Annotated in this window: 13 protein-coding genes and 2 tRNA genes; 9 read left to right on the top strand and 6 right to left on the bottom strand. The window is 65.0% G+C overall.

The features are described 5' to 3' along the window. The first annotated feature begins 5 nt into the window (after window positions 1-5). The 4 genes from murI to ACOJCM_RS03135 all read left to right on the top strand — a co-directional run bounded on the left by murI (window position 6) and on the right by ACOJCM_RS03135 (window position 8081). Window positions 6-782, top strand: a complete 777-nt coding sequence (gene murI / locus ACOJCM_RS03150) for a glutamate racemase (RefSeq protein WP_445210605.1) — start codon at window positions 6-8, stop codon at window positions 780-782. A gap of 32 nt (window positions 783-814) precedes the next feature. Further along, window positions 815-1918 (top strand): tRNA (uridine(54)-C5)-methyltransferase TrmA, encoded by a 1104-nt coding sequence (gene trmA / locus ACOJCM_RS03145; RefSeq protein ID WP_445210604.1) that lies wholly within the window; start codon window positions 815-817, stop codon window positions 1916-1918. Window positions 1919-2099: 181 nt separating this feature from the next. Next, on the top strand, window positions 2100-6941 hold the full coding sequence (locus ACOJCM_RS03140) for an NAD-glutamate dehydrogenase (protein ID WP_445210603.1): 4842 nt from the start codon (window positions 2100-2102) through the stop codon (window positions 6939-6941). A gap of 108 nt (window positions 6942-7049) precedes the next feature. Further along, a complete protein-coding gene (locus tag ACOJCM_RS03135) occupies window positions 7050-8081 on the top strand; it encodes a quinone-dependent dihydroorotate dehydrogenase (protein WP_445210602.1) in 1032 nt (343 codons plus the stop codon). A gap of 85 nt (window positions 8082-8166) precedes the next feature. Here ACOJCM_RS03135 and rmf read toward each other — a convergent pair whose 3' ends face one another. Then, on the bottom strand, window positions 8167-8373 hold the full coding sequence (gene rmf / locus ACOJCM_RS03130) for a ribosome modulation factor (RefSeq protein WP_010627829.1): 207 nt from the start codon (window positions 8371-8373) through the stop codon (window positions 8167-8169). A gap of 279 nt (window positions 8374-8652) precedes the next feature. Between rmf and rlmKL the strand changes: the two genes are divergently transcribed. Together rlmKL and ACOJCM_RS03120 are read left to right on the top strand one after the other, a co-directional pair. Continuing rightward, complete coding sequence (gene rlmKL / locus ACOJCM_RS03125) at window positions 8653-10842, top strand: bifunctional 23S rRNA (guanine(2069)-N(7))-methyltransferase RlmK/23S rRNA (guanine(2445)-N(2))-methyltransferase RlmL (RefSeq protein ID WP_445210601.1); 2190 nt, start codon at window positions 8653-8655, stop codon at window positions 10840-10842. Continuing rightward, the gene (locus ACOJCM_RS03120) at window positions 10839-11195 is read left to right on the top strand and encodes a glutaredoxin family protein (protein WP_445210600.1); all 357 of its coding nucleotides are present in this window, start codon (window positions 10839-10841) and stop codon (window positions 11193-11195) included. The genes rlmKL and ACOJCM_RS03120 overlap by 4 nt, the downstream gene beginning before the upstream one ends. Before the next feature lie 11 nt (window positions 11196-11206). On the opposite strand, the gene ACOJCM_RS03115 is transcribed toward ACOJCM_RS03120, so the two are convergent. Further along, entirely contained in the window at window positions 11207-11488 is a 282-nt protein-coding gene (locus tag ACOJCM_RS03115; RefSeq protein WP_445210599.1) for a hypothetical protein, read from the bottom strand. A gap of 128 nt (window positions 11489-11616) precedes the next feature. On the opposite strand from ACOJCM_RS03115, the gene pdxB reads away from it, so the two are divergent. Continuing rightward, complete coding sequence (gene pdxB, locus ACOJCM_RS03110) at window positions 11617-12771, top strand: 4-phosphoerythronate dehydrogenase PdxB (RefSeq protein ID WP_445210598.1); 1155 nt, start codon at window positions 11617-11619, stop codon at window positions 12769-12771. Between the two features lie 107 nt (window positions 12772-12878). Here pdxB and htpX read toward each other — a convergent pair whose 3' ends face one another. The 4 genes from htpX to msrB all read right to left on the bottom strand — a co-directional run bounded on the left by htpX (window position 12879) and on the right by msrB (window position 16650). Further along, window positions 12879-13778 carry a protease HtpX gene (gene htpX, locus ACOJCM_RS03105; RefSeq protein WP_445210597.1) on the bottom strand — a complete coding sequence of 300 codons (900 nt, stop codon included), beginning with the start codon at window positions 13776-13778 and terminating at the stop codon, window positions 12879-12881. 122 nt (window positions 13779-13900) lie between these two features. After that, window positions 13901-15133 carry a pyridoxal phosphate-dependent aminotransferase gene (locus tag ACOJCM_RS03100; protein ID WP_445210596.1) on the bottom strand — a complete coding sequence of 411 codons (1233 nt, stop codon included), beginning with the start codon at window positions 15131-15133 and terminating at the stop codon, window positions 13901-13903. Window positions 15134-15196: 63 nt separating this feature from the next. Next, window positions 15197-16177 carry a ribosome biogenesis GTPase YlqF gene (gene ylqF, locus ACOJCM_RS03095; protein ID WP_445210595.1) on the bottom strand — a complete coding sequence of 327 codons (981 nt, stop codon included), beginning with the start codon at window positions 16175-16177 and terminating at the stop codon, window positions 15197-15199. 71 nt (window positions 16178-16248) lie between these two features. Further along, entirely contained in the window at window positions 16249-16650 is a 402-nt protein-coding gene (gene msrB, locus ACOJCM_RS03090; RefSeq protein ID WP_445210594.1) for a peptide-methionine (R)-S-oxide reductase MsrB, read from the bottom strand. 152 nt (window positions 16651-16802) lie between these two features. Between msrB and ACOJCM_RS03085 the strand changes: the two genes are divergently transcribed. Both ACOJCM_RS03085 and ACOJCM_RS03080 read left to right on the top strand, forming a co-directional pair. Next, window positions 16803-16878: transfer RNA gene (locus ACOJCM_RS03085), tRNA-Glu, on the top strand. 48 nt (window positions 16879-16926) lie between these two features. Next, window positions 16927-17001 (top strand) — tRNA-Gly (locus tag ACOJCM_RS03080). Window positions 17002-17017: the final 16 nt, after the last annotated feature.

The following is a 17017-nucleotide window of genomic DNA, read 5'->3' as shown; positions in this document are numbered from 1 at the left end:
TCGCCATGCCCGGCCCGATACTGATCTTCGATTCCGGCGTGGGCGGCCTGTCGGTCGTGGCATCGCTGCGGCGCCACCTGCCTGCGGCCGCGCTGGTATATGCCTGCGACAACGCCATGCTGCCCTACGGCACGCGTCCCGACGGCTGGCTGGTGGGGCGGATCGTTGCGGTCTGCGAGGCTGCCGTGGCAGCGAGCGGCTGCAGCGTGCTGGTGGTGGCCTGCAATACGGCCAGCACCCTGGCGCTCGATGCCCTGCGCGCCCGCCTGTCGATCCCGGTGGTGGGCACCGTGCCGGCGATCAAGCCTGCGGCCGCCATGAGCGCAAGCCGCCATATCGGCCTGTTGGCCACCAGCGCCACCGTCTCCCGGCCTTATATCGACCGCCTGATCGAGGCGTTTGCTGCCGATTGCCGCGTCACGCGGGTTGCTGCCGATCCCCTGGTCAGGGAGACCGAGCGCCTGCTAGCTGGCGGCGAGCCGGATCCGGCGATCATCGAAGCCGTGACGGCACCGCTGTGGGCGGCGGCCGACCTCGATACCGTCGTGCTCGGCTGCACCCATTTCCCGCTTCTCGGTGAGCGCATCGCGGCAGCCTGCCCACGGCCGGTGCAGCTGGTCGACTCCAGCGAGGCCATCGCCCGGCGCACGGCGCAGGTGGCGAGCGAGCCAGCGCCAGCAAGCGGGCGCGACCGGAGCCTGGCCACGGCGCCCGATGCCGGGCTTGGCCGGGCCATGGCGACCTTCGGTTTCAATGAGCCGCAGCTGCTCATCGTCGACTGACTTTCTTTTCTTCCTGCACGACTGGAGATGCCGTGTCCATTCCCGTTGTCGAACCCGCGCGCTACGACCAACAGCTCGAAGCCAAGCGTGAGCGTATCGCGCGCCAGTTCGAACGCTTTGCCCCGCCTGCACTGGAGGTCTTTCCTTCGCCGCCGAGCCACTATCGACAGCGCTGCGAGTTTCGTTTGTGGCATGAAGGGGATGACCTTTTCTATGCGATGTTCGAGGTCGATCCGGACGACCCGAAGAAGAAGCGCGTGATCCGTCTCGACGATTATCCCGTGGCCAGCCGGCGCATCAACGAGCTTATGCCGCAGCTGCGCGAGGCGCTGCTGGGAAGCGACATACTGCGCAGGCGTCTGTTCCAGGTCGAATTCTTGACCACGCTCTCGGGGGAGGCGCTGGTCACGCTGATCTATCACCGTCCGCTGGACGAGGCGTGGGAGGAGCAGGCACGGCAGCTTCAGCGGCGCCTCGACATTTCGGTCATCGGGCGCTCGCGCAAGCAGCGGCTGGTGCTCGAGCGCGATCATGTCTGGGAGCGCTTGGAAGTGGAGGGGCGCGCCTTCCTCTACCAGCAGGTGGAGAACAGCTTTACCCAGCCCAATGCGGAGATCAACCGCGCTATGCTGGCCTGGGGGCGGGATGTGACCCGTGGCAGCCAGGACGGTGACCTTGTCGAGCTTTACTGCGGCAATGGCAACTTTACGGTGGCGCTGGCCGAGAATTTTTGGCGTGTACTGGCCACCGAAATCTCGCGCACTTCGGTAGCCAGTGCCCAGCAGAACCTGGCGGCCAATGGCATTGAAAACGCCATGGTGGTGCGCATGTCGGCGGAAGAGTTCGCCGCCGCGCTCAGGGGCGAGAAGGGAGGCAGGCGCGTGGCCGAAATGGCGCTGGAAGAGTATGGCTTTTCCACCGTGCTGGTCGACCCGCCCCGTGCCGGCCTCGATGAGCGCAGTTGCCTCCAACTGAGCGAATATTCGCGAGTCGTCTATATTTCATGCAACCCAAATTCGTTGGAGCGCAACCTGGAGATGCTGAGCCGCACCCATCGAATGGCCCGTTTCGCGCTGTTCGACCAGTTCCCCTGGACCCATCACTGTGAGTGCGGGGTATTGCTGGAGAAAAAGTAGCAAAACGTATTTGTCAAGTAGCGAAACGTTCAATCTCGATGCACAAGCGACATGCTCCATGAGAAGGCTGGCAAGTCGATAGGGCACGGCTCAGGGCTGCAGTAAGCTTCCCGACACGTGGCCGCGAGTCACGCCGATTCTTTTCAGGGCCGAGCACGGCCCGAGGCAGCCGAGGTGAGGGATGCAATACGAGACGATCGAAGTTGGCCGGCAAGAAATTCTCAAGCAGCTGCGTGAACGCCTGGACAGCCGACTCGAGAAGGCGCGGGCCGACGAGGTAGAAGCCTTCGCTCGCCATTTCTATGCCACGGTTCCCCTGGAGGATCTGGCCGACCGCCGGCTGGACGACCTCTACGGGGCCACCCTGTCGGTTTGGCACTTCATCCAGAACTTCGATCACGCCGCGCCCAAGGTTCGTGTTTTCAACCCCGATTTCGAGGAACATGGCTGGCAGTCCTCGCATACCTTCGTGGCCGTCCTGCACGAGGACATGCCGTTTCTCGTCGACTCGGTACGCATCGAGCTGAACCGACGTGGTCTGACGGTGCATGCCATTCACAATGCGGTGCTGGCGGTGGAGCGCAACCGCGCGCACGATCTGCTGCGCGTCTGTTCGCCGCGCGACGAGAATGCCCCGGAGCAGCGCGAGTCGTTGATCGCCATTGAAGTCGACCGACACTCCAACCTGGATGTCCTGGCCGATATCGAGCAATCACTGCACGAGGTGCTGCGCGACGTGCGTATCGCCGTGGGCGACTACGTGGCGATGAGCGAGCGCGCCCACGAGGCTATTGCCGAACTCAAGACCGGCCGCCCCGAGCAGATCGAACCCGGCGATCACGAGGAGGCGATCGCCTTCCTCGAGTGGCTGGTGCGCGACAATTTCACCTTCCTCGGCTACGACGCCTATACCATCGAATCCGATGAAGAGGGTGACCGGCTGGTCAAGACGGAGGGGAGTGAACTCGGCGTGTTCCGTCTCGACCTGCCGCGCTACCAGGAACGTATCCGCACCGAGCTCGGTATCGAAAACAACCGCTTCGTGCTGGTCCCGCAGCTGCTCTCCTTCGCCAAGAGTTCGCACCATGCCCGGGTGCACCGCCCCACCTATCCGGACTACATCTCGGTCGATCGCTACGACGACCAGGGGCGGGTCATCGGCGAGCACCGCTTCCTCGGGCTATTCACTGCCAGCGTCTACAACGAGTCGCCGCGCAACATTCCACTGCTGCGGCGCAAGCTCAAGGCGGTGATGGAGATCGCCGGCTTCAACCCCAAGGGACATAACGGCAAGCAGCTACTCCAGATTCTGGAAGTCTACCCGCGCGACGACCTGTTCCAGATCGACACGCAGGAGCTGGCGCGTACCGCACTGGGCATTCTCGACATTCGCGAACGGCGGCGGGTGCGTCTGTTCATCCGTACCGACCGTTCCGGGCGCTTTCACTCCTGTCTGGTTTTCGTCCCGCGCGACGTGTTCTCCACCGATCTGCGCATGCGTATCCAGAATCTGCTGTGCGAGGAGCTCGACGCCACTTTCGGCGACTTCAACACCTACCTTTCCGAGTCGATCCTGGCACGCATCCAGTTCATCCTGCGCTTCCGTGGCGACACACCCCGTGACGTCAACCTCAAGCACCTGGAAGCCAAGGTGGCCCAGCTGGCTCGCAGCTGGCGTGACGAGCTGCACGAGGCGCTGGTGGAGGGCTACGGTGAGGAGCAGGCCAACCGGCTGATGGATCGCTTCCGCGACGCCTTCCCCGCCAGCTACCGGGACGACTTCGGCTCGCGCACCGCCGTGTTCGACCTGCAGCACCTGGCCGAGCTCGACGCGGGCTCACCGCTGGCGTTGACCCTCTACCGACTGGTGGAGGAAGAGGGCAGCGGGGTCAACCTCAAGCTGTTCCAGCGCGACCGCCCGATACCGCTTTCCGATGTGCTGCCGGTGATGGAGAACCTGGGGTTGCGCGTGATCGGCGAGCGGCCCTACGAGATTGAGACGCCGGATGTGCGCTACTGGCTGCACGACTTCGATCTCGAGCATCACACCACCACCGAAGTCAGCCTGCAGAAGATGCGCGAACCCTTCATCGAGGCGTTCAAGCGCATCTGGAATGGCCAGGCCGAGAATGACGGCTTCAATCGCCTGGTCATCGCCGCCAACCTGGACTGGCGTGAAGTGGCCATGCTGCGCGTCTATGCACGCTACCTGAAGCAGATTCGCTTCGGCATGTCACAGGACTACATTGCCTACGCGCTCACCAACTATCCGGAAATCACCCGGGAGCTGGTGACCCTGTTCCGGCTGCGCTTCGATCCTGCGCATCGTCCCGACGAGGATGAGATCGATGCCTGCGTGGAGCGCATCCACCGCCACCTCGACGGCGTGGCCAGCCTCAACGACGATCAGTTGCTGCGCCGTTTCATGGAGATGATCCAGGCCACGCTGCGCACCAACTACTACCAGCGCAGCGCCGACGGCGGTTTCAAGGACTACATCGCCTACAAGCTCGAGCCCAGGCAGATCACCGGGATGCCGAAACCGCGACCGGCCTACGAGATCTTCGTCTGCTCGCCGCGGGTCGAGGGGGTGCACCTGCGCGGCGGCAAGGTCGCCCGGGGTGGGCTTCGCTGGTCGGACCGGCACGAGGATTTCCGCACCGAGGTGCTTGGCCTGGTCAAGGCACAGCAGGTCAAGAACGCCGTCATCGTGCCGGTGGGGGCCAAGGGCGGCTTCGTCTGCAAGCGTATGCCCGAGGGCGGCGATCGCGATGCCATCCAGCAGGAGGGCATCGCCTGCTACAAGACCTTCATCCGGGCACTGCTCGATGTCACCGACAACCTGGTCAGCGGCGAGGTGGTACCGCCCAAGGATGTGGTACGCCATGACGATGACGACGTCTATCTGGTCGTGGCGGCCGACAAGGGCACCGCAACCTTCTCCGATATCGCCAACGAGATCTCTCTCGAGTACGGCCACTGGCTGGGGGATGCCTTTGCCTCCGGCGGCGCCAACGGCTACGACCACAAGAAGATGGGCATTACCGCTCGCGGCGCCTGGGAGTCGGTGAAGCGACATTTCCGCAATCTCGGCCTGAACACCCAGCAGGAGGAGTTCACCGTGCTGGGGATCGGCGACATGGCCGGTGACGTGTTCGGCAACGGCATGCTGTTGTCCGACAAGATCCGCCTGGTGGGCGCCTTCAACCACCTGCACATCTTCGTCGACCCCCATCCCGATGCGGCGGCAACCTTCGCCGAGCGCGAACGCATGTTCCACCTGGCGCGTTCGAGCTGGGAAGATTTCGACGCCTCGCTGATTTCCGAGGGTGGCGGGGTGTTCAAGCGCAGTGCCAAGTCGATTCCGATATCGCCGCAGATGCAGGAAGTCTTCGGCATCGAGGAGGATCGGCTGTCGCCCAACGACCTCATCCGCGCCATGCTCAAGTCGCACTACGACCTGCTGTGGAACGGCGGTATCGGCACCTACGTCAAGGCCAGCGACGAAACCGATGCCCAGGTGGGCGACAAGGCCAATGACGCACTGCGCATCAACGGCCGTGAACTCAACTGCCGCGTGGTCGGCGAGGGCGGCAACCTCGGCCTGACCCAGCGTGGCCGCATGGAAGCCGCCGCCAAGGGCGTGCTGGTCAATACCGATTTCATCGACAACGCTGGCGGAGTGAACTGCTCCGATCACGAGGTCAACATCAAGATCCTCATCGACGAAGTGGTCAAGCGCGGCGACATGACCGAGAAGCAGCGCAACCAGCTGCTGGCGGACATGACCGAGGAGGTGGCCGATCTGGTCATACTCGATAATTATCGCCAGACCCAGGCCCTCGATCTGTCGCTGCGCCTGTCGCGCTTCGGCATCGCCCCGTTCCGGCGCTTCATTGCCGAGCTGGAGGCTGCAGGCCAGCTCGATCGCGAGCTCGAGTTCCTGCCCGACGACGAAGAGCTGCAGGAGCGGGCCAACGCCGAACAGGGCATGACCCATCCGGAGCTCTCCGTTCTGATCTCCTATGCCAAGAGCGTACTCAAGGGAGACGTGCTGGCTTCCGACGTCCCCGACGATCCCTATATCCAGCAATATGTCGAGCGTATATTCCCTCGGGTCCTGGTCGAGCGTTTCCACGACGAGATGTACGAGCATCGCCTGAAGCGCGAAATCGTCACCACCCAGGTGGCCAACGATCTGGTCGATCACATGGGTATCGTGTTCGTGCAGCGGCTGGTGGATTCTACCGGGGCCGCCCCCGCCGACATCGCCCGCGCCTACATCGTCGCCCGCGACAGCTTCCAGCTTTCCTCGCTATGGGAGCGCATCGAGGCGTTGGACAACCAGGTGTCGAGCGAGGTGCAGTATTCGTTGATGCTCGATCTCATGCGCTTGATCCGGCGTACCACGCGCTGGTTCCTGCGCCAGCGCCTGGGGCTTTCCACCCGCGATGCCATCGAGTATTTTGCGCCCCGCGTCGCCCAGCTGCAGGAGGGCATCGGCGAGCTGCTGCGCGGCGAGGAGCGTGATCGCTGGGAGCGCAAGCGTGACGAGCTTCTCGGTGCCGGGGTGCCCGAAGAATTGGCGGCCACGGTGGCGGCCTCGGGCAGCCTTTACGGGGCGCTCGGTATCATTCAGGCGGCGCGCCAGTCCGACGAGAAGCCACAGCGCGTTGCCGAGGTCTTCTTCGAGATCGGCAACCGGCTCGAGCTGCCGTGGATGATTCAACAGGTTAGCGACTTGCACGTGCGCGACAGCTGGCAGGCCCAGGCTCGCGAGACCTTCCGCGACGACATCGATCGCCAGCAACTGGCGCTGACCGTCAGCGTGCTCAAGACCGAGGATGGTCGCGAAGCCGATGAGCGGGTCGACAACTGGCTGGCCAGGCACGCCTCGTTGCATGAGCGCTGGTGTCGTCTGCTCGGCGAGGTTCACAGCGGCGGTACCCAGGCGAGCTTCCCGCTCTTCGCGGTGGCGGTGCGCGAACTGGTCGATCTTGCCGAGAGCAACGGCGAAGCCTGATCGACGTAGCCGTCGCGTGTACGAACCCCGCTCCCAGCGGGGTTCGTCGTTTCCGATGGCGCTGTTATAATCCGCCCGCCTCGTTTCCGCCTATTGCCAGGAGCCGCCATGTATGCGCTTGCCCGTTCGATCCTGTTTCGCTTCGATGCCGAAACCGCCCACGGCCATGCGCTCTCGGCTCTTGACCTGGCGCACCGCCTCAAGCTGGCGAAACGGATGGGGGGCGTACGGGTCGACGATCCGGTGGAGCTGATGGGATTGCGTTTCCCCAACCGGGTGGGGCTGGCGGCGGGGCTGGACAAGAACGCCGATCACCTCGATGCGCTGGGAGCGCTCGGCTTCGGCTTCGTCGAAGTCGGGACCGTCACGCCCCGGGCGCAAGAAGGCAATCCGAAGCCGCGCCTGTTTCGACTGCCGGAACGCGGGGCGATCATCAATCGCATGGGCTTCAACAACGCCGGGGTCGATCATCTGGTGGCTCGCGTGCGCGCCGCCCGCTTCGATGGCGTGATCGGCATCAATATCGGCAAGAACCTCACCACGCCAGTAGAGCGCGCCGTGGACGATTACGTGGCCTGCCTGGAGAAAGTCCACGCCCATGCCGATTACGTGGCGGTCAACATCTCCTCGCCCAACACGCCGGGGTTACGCAATTTGCAGTTCGGCGAGCATCTCGACGCCTTGCTCGGGACGCTGCGAGAGGCAGGCAGCCGCCTGGATCAGCGCGCCGGTCGCCGGGTGCCGCTGGCGGTCAAGATCGCGCCGGACATGAGTGCCGAGGAGGTGGGGTTGGTGGCCGGGAGCATCGTCGGTAGCGGGATAGACGCGGTCATCGCCACCAATACCACGGTATCGCGGGAGGCCGTGGCCGGGCTGCCTCACGGTGACGAACCGGGCGGGCTCTCGGGGCGGCCGGTGTTCGAAGCCTCCAACCGGGTGATACGCGAGCTGCGCCGCCATCTACCGGCGCTGCCGATCATCGGCGTCGGTGGCATCGACAGCGGCGAGACGGCAGTGACCAAATATGAGGCCGGTGCCGATCTGGTGCAGCTCTACTCCGGTTTCATCTATCGTGGCCCGGCGCTGGTCGGTGAATGCGCGCGTGCGATCAAGGCCGTCGCGGGCAAGGGCGGAAAGTAAGAAAGCCCGTGAACAGGCACGGGCTTAGCTCGGCTTCGCCACTTCGTGATTGGCGAAGGGGACGATAGGTTGGGTGGGAAAGGGGTTACAACACCATCGGGTTCTTGTGAATCCCGGAGACGCCGGTCATTCCGGCCCATTGGTCTCCGCGGCCTTCACGCCAACCGCTCATCCAGTATTCTCGTATATTGACATCCTGACTGGGACAGTCGTCGCGGGAGCGCCCGGAAATGCCGGCCTTGTAGCCATGGAGATAGGCGCGTTGGTAGCGATCACGTTTCTGTCTTTTCATCGGATGACCTCATGTCAAGGTACCAATTTGGAGCGTGCGACATGCACGCACCGGCGTTCCACCGATCGCTTAGCCGTGATGCAGTCCCTTAACGACGGCAGAGCGAGGTCATGCGGGGCCAGTCGAGACCCGCCATGTGAACGCATGCGTCTTTCCAGTAGCTACCATGACTAGTCTTAGCTCATCATGGGGTCCATTGTCGACCTATGTTTCGTCATAAGAACGAGACGAATTTGTAACAAAAGGAATATGCCCGGCCGAAGGGGGCGGGAACGCCACATGTCATCACAAAGCGAAATACCGGCCTACCTGGCCACCTGCCCCAAGGGGCTGGAAGAGCTGCTGGCCGAGGAGCTGCGCACGCTGGGGGCCGCCGTCGACAGGACGACGGTGGCCGGCGTTCATTTCCGCGGTGAGCCGGAAGCGGCCTACCGGGCCTGCCTGTGGTCTCGACTGGCCAACCGCATCGTGCTGTGCCTGTTGAGAGAGGAGGGCATCGAGCGCCCCGAAGCGCTGCATCGTGCCGTGGCCAGTGTCGATTGGACCCGGCATCTCCGCCCCGGCGCCACCCTGGCGGTGGACTTTCATGGTCGCAGCGAGCAGATTCGCCATACCCGCTTCGGCGCCCAGACGGTCAAGGACGGCGTGGTCGACGCCCTGCAGGCTCAGGGGCAGCCGCGTCCTGCCGTCGACCTGCAGCGCCCCGATCTCAGGCTCTACGCCCATCTGCACCGTGGCCGGTTGACCCTGGGCGTGGACCTTTCCGGCGACAGCCTGCATCGGCGCGGCTACCGCCGCGACGTCGGCCATGCCCCGCTCAAGGAGAATCTCGCGGCGGCGCTGCTGATCCGGGCCGGCTGGCCCCAGCGGCTGCGCCAGGGCGAGGCACTGGTCGACCCCCTGTGCGGTGCCGGCACGCTGTTGATCGAAGCGGCGCTGATGGCCGCCGACATGGCACCCAACCTGAACCGGGTGCGTTTCGGCTTCCACGGATGGGCGCAACATGACGAGGCGCTGTGGGCCGAGCTGAAGCGCGAGGCCGAAGCACGCGCCAGCATCGGGCGCAAGCGTTGTCGCAACCGCCTTTACGGCTTCGATCAAAGTCCGCCGGCCCTCGCCGCGGCGAAATCCAACGCCATGCGCGCCGGCATTCCTGCCCTGGTTGAATTCACCGGTGCTTCGCTCGCCCAGCTGCAACGACCGGCCGACCTGGACGAAGGGGCGCTTGGCCTGATCGTCACCAACCCGCCCTATGGCGAGCGGCTGGGTGAGCTGCCCGAGCTGGTCACGCTCTACCGCGAGCTGGGTGAGGGCGTAAAACGCGCCTTCCCCGGGTGGCGCCTGGCGGTGTTCACCGCCAACCCGGACCTGGGCCACCGCCTCGGGTTGCGTGCCGACAAGCAGTATTCGCTGAAGAATGGTCCGCTGGAGGCCCGGTTGCTGGTGATGGACGTGCCCGCCGATCCCCAGCACGGCGAGCCGGCCATTAACGGTACCCCGCCGCGCAACGAGGGTGCGCAGATGTTTGCCAACCGCCTGGAGAAGAACCGCAAGCGGTTGAAGAAATGGCTCAAACAGAGCGGCGAAACCTGCTACCGGCTTTACGACGCCGACATGCCCGAATACGCGCTGGCGGTGGACGTCTACGACGGACGGGTGCATGTGCAGGAGTACGCGCCGCCGCGCTCGGTGAATGCCGCCATGGCGCAGAAGCGCCTGTTCGATGCCCTGCAGGTGATACCCGAGGTGCTCGGCGTCGAGCCCGGCCAGGTGGTGATCAAGCGCCGCGAGAAGCAGAGCGGCAAGTCGCAGTACCGCAAGCAGGCCAGCACCGGCGAACGCTTCCAGGTGCGCGAAGGGCGCGCGCGGCTGTGGGTCAACCTGCGCGACTACCTCGACACCGGGCTCTTCCTGGACCATCGCCCGGTGCGGCGTATGCTGGGCGAGATGGCGGTGGGCAAGCGCTTCCTCAACCTGTTCTGCTATACCGCTGCCGCCACCGTGCAGGCGGCGCTGGGGACCGAGGAGGCAGGGGGCGCCGTCGACAGCGTCAGCGTCGACCTTTCCAATACCTACCTGGAGTGGGCGCGGGACAACTTCGGCCTGAACGGGCTCGACCCGGCCCGCCATCGTGTGGTGCGCGACGACTGCCTGCACTGGCTGGAGACCGCCAGGGCCGAGTTCGACCTGATCTTCCTCGACCCGCCCACCTTCTCCAACTCCAAGAAGATGGAGGGCACCCTGGACGTGCAGCGCGACCATGTTCGTCTGGTCACGCTTGCCATGGCGCGGCTGGCATCGGGCGGCACGCTAGTGTTTTCCAACAACCAGCGTCGCTTCCAGCTCGACCCGGGGCTGGTCGAGCGTTTCGAGACGCAGGACATCTCGGCGCGCACCTTCGATCCCGATTTCGAACGCCGGCCCGACCTGCACCATGTGTTCCTGATTCGCCATCGGGAGGGGGCATGACGCAGCTGACGCTCTACACCACCCTGGGTTGTCACCTGTGCGAGCAGCTCGAGGCGCTGCTGGCCGTGCTGCATGCGGGGGAGTATCGCCTGGAGAAGGTCGAGATAAGCGAGGACGAGGCGCTGATGGCGCGCTATGGGGTGCGCATCCCGGTCCTCGTCGATGCGCGTGGGAATGAACTCGACATGGGGTTCGAGCCGGCCAGGCTGGCGGCGTGGCTGGAGGCGCGTGATCGGCTCGACCGAAATTCCTGGCAGCGAATAGAGGCGGGATTGGACGGATCGCAGGGAGACACCCGCAATGGCGAAAACGAGAGCGAGATACGCCCGTCGGGTCGCCGCTACCTGAGCTGAAGGCGTCGAGGTCAGGCGTTATCCAGCAGCGAGAGCTGGCGCACCGCCGCCTGGCCTTCGGCGCTCTCGGCCTCCACTTCGAATACCTTGCGCAACCCGCGGGATGACAGGATGGTGGCTTCGTCGGAGAGCCACATCATGGCCTGGTCATGGTCCTCGGCGAGCATGTGCTTCAGCCCGCCGAACTGGGTGCCGATCTGCCCCCAGGCGCGGCTGAAGATCCAGTCGCCGAACATGTCCTGATGAATGTGCACCAGCACATAGTCGTGTTCACTTTCCCAGCGGACGATCACGAAAGCTCCACAAGCGTTGGGGCACTGCCGGAAGGCAGCGCATGAGGGACCTGCGATATTGTAGAGTCAAACGCTGGCGGCACAAGTCGTGACCGCCGCTTCGTCATGTATCGTCAAGGAGAGGGAGCGTGAGAATTCTCGTCGACGCCAACGTACCCGGCGCCGAGGCCTGCTTCGGCCCGCTGGGCGACGTGGTGAGAATGCCGGGACGCGAGATCGACGCGGCGGCCCTGCGCGATATCGATGTACTGGTGATCCGCTCGATCACCCGGCTCGATGCGGCGACACTCGACGCAGCCATGGCCCTGGGGGCTCGGCTGCGCTTCGTCGGTACCTGCACCATCGGTACCGACCATGTCGACCAGGCGGCGCTCGCACGCCATGGCATCGCCTTCGCCAGCGCGCCGGGTTGCAACGCCGAGGCGGTGGTCGACTACGTGCTGGGTAGTCTGCTCACCCTGGCCGAGCGGCAGGGTTGGCGGCTCAGCGAGCGCCGCGTGGGTGTCGTTGGCGTGGGCAACGTGGGAGGGCGGCTGCGCCGGCGCCTGGACGCCATGGGTATCGCGTGCCTGGCCTGCGACCCGCCCCGCGCCGAGCGGGAGGGTAGCGAGGGCTATTCCACCCTGGAGACGCTGATCGATACGTGCGACGTGCTGTGCCTGCATACGCCGCTGGTGCGCGAAGGCCCGCATACGACACATCACCTGCTCGACGCCCAGCGCATCGCCGAACTGGCGCCCGGCACGCTGTTGCTCAATGCCGGGCGCGGCGACTGCATCGATGGCCAGGCGCTCCGTCAGCGCCTGGCTGGCCAGGGCGACATCACCGCCGTGCTCGACGTCTGGGAGGGCGAGCCCGGCATCGACCCGGCACTGCGCGACCTGGCCGAGATCGCCACGCCGCACATCGCCGGCCATAGCCTCGACGGCAAGCTGCGCGGCACGTACCAGATCTACGCGGCGCTATGCCGCTGCCTGGGGCTGCCGGCTCGGCTCGGCCTGGACGCGCTGTTGCCGAGACCGCCACTGGCCCGCTTGACACTCGAGGGCGGGCTCGGTGAGGAGGAGGCGCTGCGGCTCTGCCTGCGTGCGGTCTACGACGTGCGCCGCGATCACGACAGCCTGCAGCGCGAGAGCCGCCGGCTCGGCATGGCCAAGGGCTTCGATGCCTGCCGCGCCCAGTATCCGCTGCGCCGGGAATTCTCGACCCTGACGGTCGAGCTGGGGAGTGATGCGAGCGGGTTGGCACCGCTGCTCGGAGGGGCGGGCTTTGGCGTGGCATGACCGCCGGCGCCTGCAGGGAACGCAAAGGCCCGTCCAACTTCGGGATGCAGTTGAAGGACGGGCCCTTTGCTCGAGCAGAGCCGCCAAGTGCGGCCGCTCACGTCGCCTTAGCGGTAGGCCGCCTCTTTCAGGGCCCGAATCCGATCGTCCAGCGGCGGGTGGCTGGCGAACAGGCGCTCCATGATCTTGCGCGTCTGCCCGGCATTGATGCCGAAGGCGGTCAGGGTTTCCGGCATCTGGTTGGGCATTTCGCTCTCGGCCTTGAGTCGGGCGAGGGCATTGATCATCGCACCGGTACCGGCAAGCTGTGCCCCCGCCGCATCGGCGCGATACTCGCGGAAGCGCGAGAACCAGGCGACGATGGCCGACGCGATCAGACCGAACACGATCTCGGCGACGATCACCACGGCGAAGTAGCCCATGAAGCCGAGCCCCGCCCCTTCGTTGCGCGAACGCAGGAAGTTGTCCACCAGGTGCGCCACCACGCGGGCGAAAAACATCACGAAGGTATTCACCACACCCTGGATCAGCGCCAGGGTGACCATGTCGCCGTTGGCCACGTGGCCGATCTCGTGTGCCAGCACCGCGCGCACCTCTTCCGGGCGCATGCGGTTGAGCAGGCCGGCGGAGACCGCCACCAGGGCGTCGTTCTTGTTCCAGCCGGTGGCGAAGGCGTTGGACTGCTGTGCCGGGAAGATGCCGACCTCGGGCATCTCGATCCCGGCCTGCTGCGAAAGCTCGGCCACGGTGTCGAGCAGCCACTTTTCGGTGGCGTTGCTCGGCTGCGTGATCACTACGGTGCCGGTGCCGCGCTTGGCCATCCACTTCGACAGGAATAGCGAGATCATCGAGCCGGCCATGCCGATGACGAAGCAGAAGATCAGCAGGGCGTTGAAGTTCATGCCCTGCTCGGTCAGGTAGCCCTCGACCCCGAGCAGGCGCAGCGTGATGCTGGCGACGACAATCACCGCCAGGTTGGTGCCCAGGAAGAGCAGAATTCTCATCATCGTCAGGTATCTCCGATCGTAAAGGGGCGGGCCGCCGCTGCGGCCCTGAAATCTGCTGAATTAGATACGGCTCGTTAATGCGGGTTTCAAGTCCGGACTCGAAAATCGAAGCCTGGCGTCCGCTACTGGCGATAGCGCGACAGGAAGCGGGCAAAGCGATCCAGGGCGTCGCCAAGCTGGTCGGCCCAGGGCAGGGTGACGATGCGCACGTGGTCGGGCTCCGGCCAGTTGAAGGCGGTGCCCTGCACCAGCAGGATCTTCTCCTGTAGCAGCAGGTCGAGTACCAGCTTCTGGTCGTCCTGGATGGGATAGACCTTGGGGTCGAGCCGCGGGAAGGCGTAGAGCGCGCCCTTGGCCTTGGTGCAGCTCACGCCGGGAATGGCGTTGAGTTTTTCGTAGGTGATATCGCGTTGCGCCAGCAACCGGCCGCCGGGCAGGATCAGGTCGTTGATCGACTGGTAACCGCCGAGTGCGGTCTGGATGGCGTGCTGCGCCGGCACGTTGGCGCACAGGCGCATCGAGGCGAGCATGTTGATGCCCTGAAGGTAGTCACGCGAGCGCTGCATCGCCACGCTGCCGGAGAGGATCATCCAGCCCGAGCGGAAGCCGGCGCAGCGATAGCTTTTGGAGAGCCCGTTCATGGTCACCACCAACTGGTCCTCGTCGGCCAGCGCCCCGGTGGAGATGTGCTCGGCGTCGTCGTAGAGGATCTTGTCGTAGATCTCGTCGGAAAACACGACCAGGTCGTGCTCGCGGGCGATGGCCAGCAGTTCGCGCACCACTTCGGGAGGGTAGACCGCCCCGGTGGGGTTGTTGGGGTTGATGATCACGATGGCGCGGGTATGTCCCGTCACCTTGGCGCGCACATCGGCCATGTCCGGCGCCCAGTCGGCCTGTTCGTCGCAGCGGTAGTGCACGGCATGACCGCCGGCGAGGTTGGCGGCAGCGGTCCAAAGCGGGTAGTCGGGTGCTGGGATCAGCACCTCGTCGCCGTCGTTGAGCAGTGCCTGCAGTGCCATCACGATCAGCTCCGAGACGCCGTTGCCGATATAGATGTCCTCGATGCCGACGTTGGGAATCTGCTTGCGCTGACACTCCTGCATGATCGCCTTGCGCGCCGAGTAGAGCCCCTTGGAATCGCAGTAACCCTGGGCGGTGGGCAGGTTGCGCATCACGTCCTGAAGGATCTCCTCGGGGGCCTCGAAGCCGAAGGGCGCGGGGTTGCCGATGTTGAGCTTGAGGATGCGCTGGCCTTCGTCTTCCAGCCGCTTGGCGTGCTCGAGCACGGGGCCGCGGATGTCGTAGCAGACGTTGTCGAGCTTGTGCGATTTCCTGAACAGGGTGGGCGTGTCCATTGAGGTTCCGAATTCCAGTGGTGTCCGGTGGTTCCGGTCAGGCGTGCTGCCGGAACTCAGTGATTATGCGGAAGTGTTGGCGCCGCCGCTATCGCTGTTCGCGGTGTCGGCGGCGCTTTCTTCCTGCTCCGCAGGAGCGAGGATGTCGGCGGGCGTCTCCAGCGTCAGGCGGCCCAGCTTGCCGTCGCGCAGCTCATGCAGCAGCACCTCGGCACCACGGTGCAGGTCGACCTCGCCGCCGGGGCGCAGGCCACCGCGACGGCTGGCGATCTCGGTCAGGATCGCGTGGCCGTCGAAGCCGGCCATGGCCAGCAGGTCGATACGCTGGGGGCCGTCGGCCTCGACTTGATCCGCCAGGGGGTTGGCGGCGTAGGGCGGCAGTTCGCTCAGCTTGTAGCGGGACTTGAGCGCCTCGGGATAGCGCCGTGCCAGTTCGGCGGCGGTGACGACGCCCACGTCGACGTAGTCGATGGCCGTATCGCGGATGGCACCGGTGGCGGCCAGGCGGTAGGCGCTGGCCTGGTCCTCGATCTTCGGCCACAGCACCCCGGGGGTGTCGATCAGCGCCACCCGTCCGGCAATGCGCACCTTCTGCTGGCGCTTGGTCACTGCCGGCTCGTTGCCGGTCTTGGCGATGGCCTTGCCGGCCAGGCCGTTGATCAGGGTCGACTTGCCCACGTTGGGAATGCCCATGACCATCACCCGCACGTCGCGGTCCGCACGTACCTGGCCGGCCAGCTCATGGCACAGTTTGGGGATGCGCTTGAGTTCGCGGGCGTTGGTGGTGGTCACGGCAAGCGCCCGGGTATCGGGCAGCGAGTCGAAATAGGCGACCCATTCCCGGGTGCGTTCCGGATCGGCCAGGTCGGCCCGCGAGAGGATCTTGAGCACCGGCTTGTGGCGGGTCAGGCCGGCGAGCATGGGGTTGGCGCTGGAGTAGGGCAGGCGGGCGTCGAGCACCTCGATCGCCACATCGATTTCAGGCAGCGCCTCCTGGATCTGGCGGCGCGCCTTGTTCATGTGTCCCGGATACCAGCCGAGCATGTGCCACTCCTGCAAACCTGACGAGGCCGCCATCATAGCAGAAGGGCGGCCCCGGCAGGGCAGGGGCTGCGCTATTCTCCCGGGTGGAAGGTAAGGGCCACCGAGTTGATGCAGTAGCGCAGCCCGGTGGTCTGTGGCGGGCCGTCGGGAAAGACGTGCCCCAGATGCGCATTGCAGTGAGCGCAGACGACTTCGGTGCGGCGCATCCCATGGGAGTCGTCGAAGCGCTCCTCCACGGCGGCCTGGCCGAGAGGACGGTCGAAACTGGGCCAGCCACAGTGAGCTTCGAACTTGTGTTCGTTCTCGAATAGCGGGGCATTGCAGCACACGCAGTGGTAGATGCCGTGCTCGTCGGTGACCCGGTAATCGCCGCTGAAGGGCGGTTCGGTACCCTGCTGCCGAGTCACACGGTACTGCTCGGGGCTAAGCTGGGCTCGCCACTCGGCATCGCTCTTCTCGATCTTCTTGCGCATGGCCTCTCTCCTGCAGGTGCGTCGTCTTCATCGGACATCCATAGCTTGGCTGCTTTCCATGCCTTCGGCCAACCCAGGCTGACAGTTGACAGCTTCGGGGGGCTTGAGTAACATTCGCGCCACCTCGTTGAGGCAGAGAGCGAGACGGCTGCGTCCCATTCGTCTAGTGGTCCAGGACACCGCCCTTTCACGGCGGGAACAGGGGTTCGAACCCCCTATGGGACGCCACTCGTTTCACGGCTCGATTCAACAGGTACCGGAGTACGGAACTGAAGTGCGGGAATAGCTCAGTGGTAGAGCATCGCCTTGCCAAGGCGAGGGTCGGGAGTTCGAATCTCCTTTCCCGCTCCAAATCCTGCTTCGGCAG

Source organism: Billgrantia hypersalina (assembly GCF_052584175.1).
Note: the sequence above shows the minus strand (reverse complement) of the source record. Positions and strands in the feature narration are given on the sequence as shown.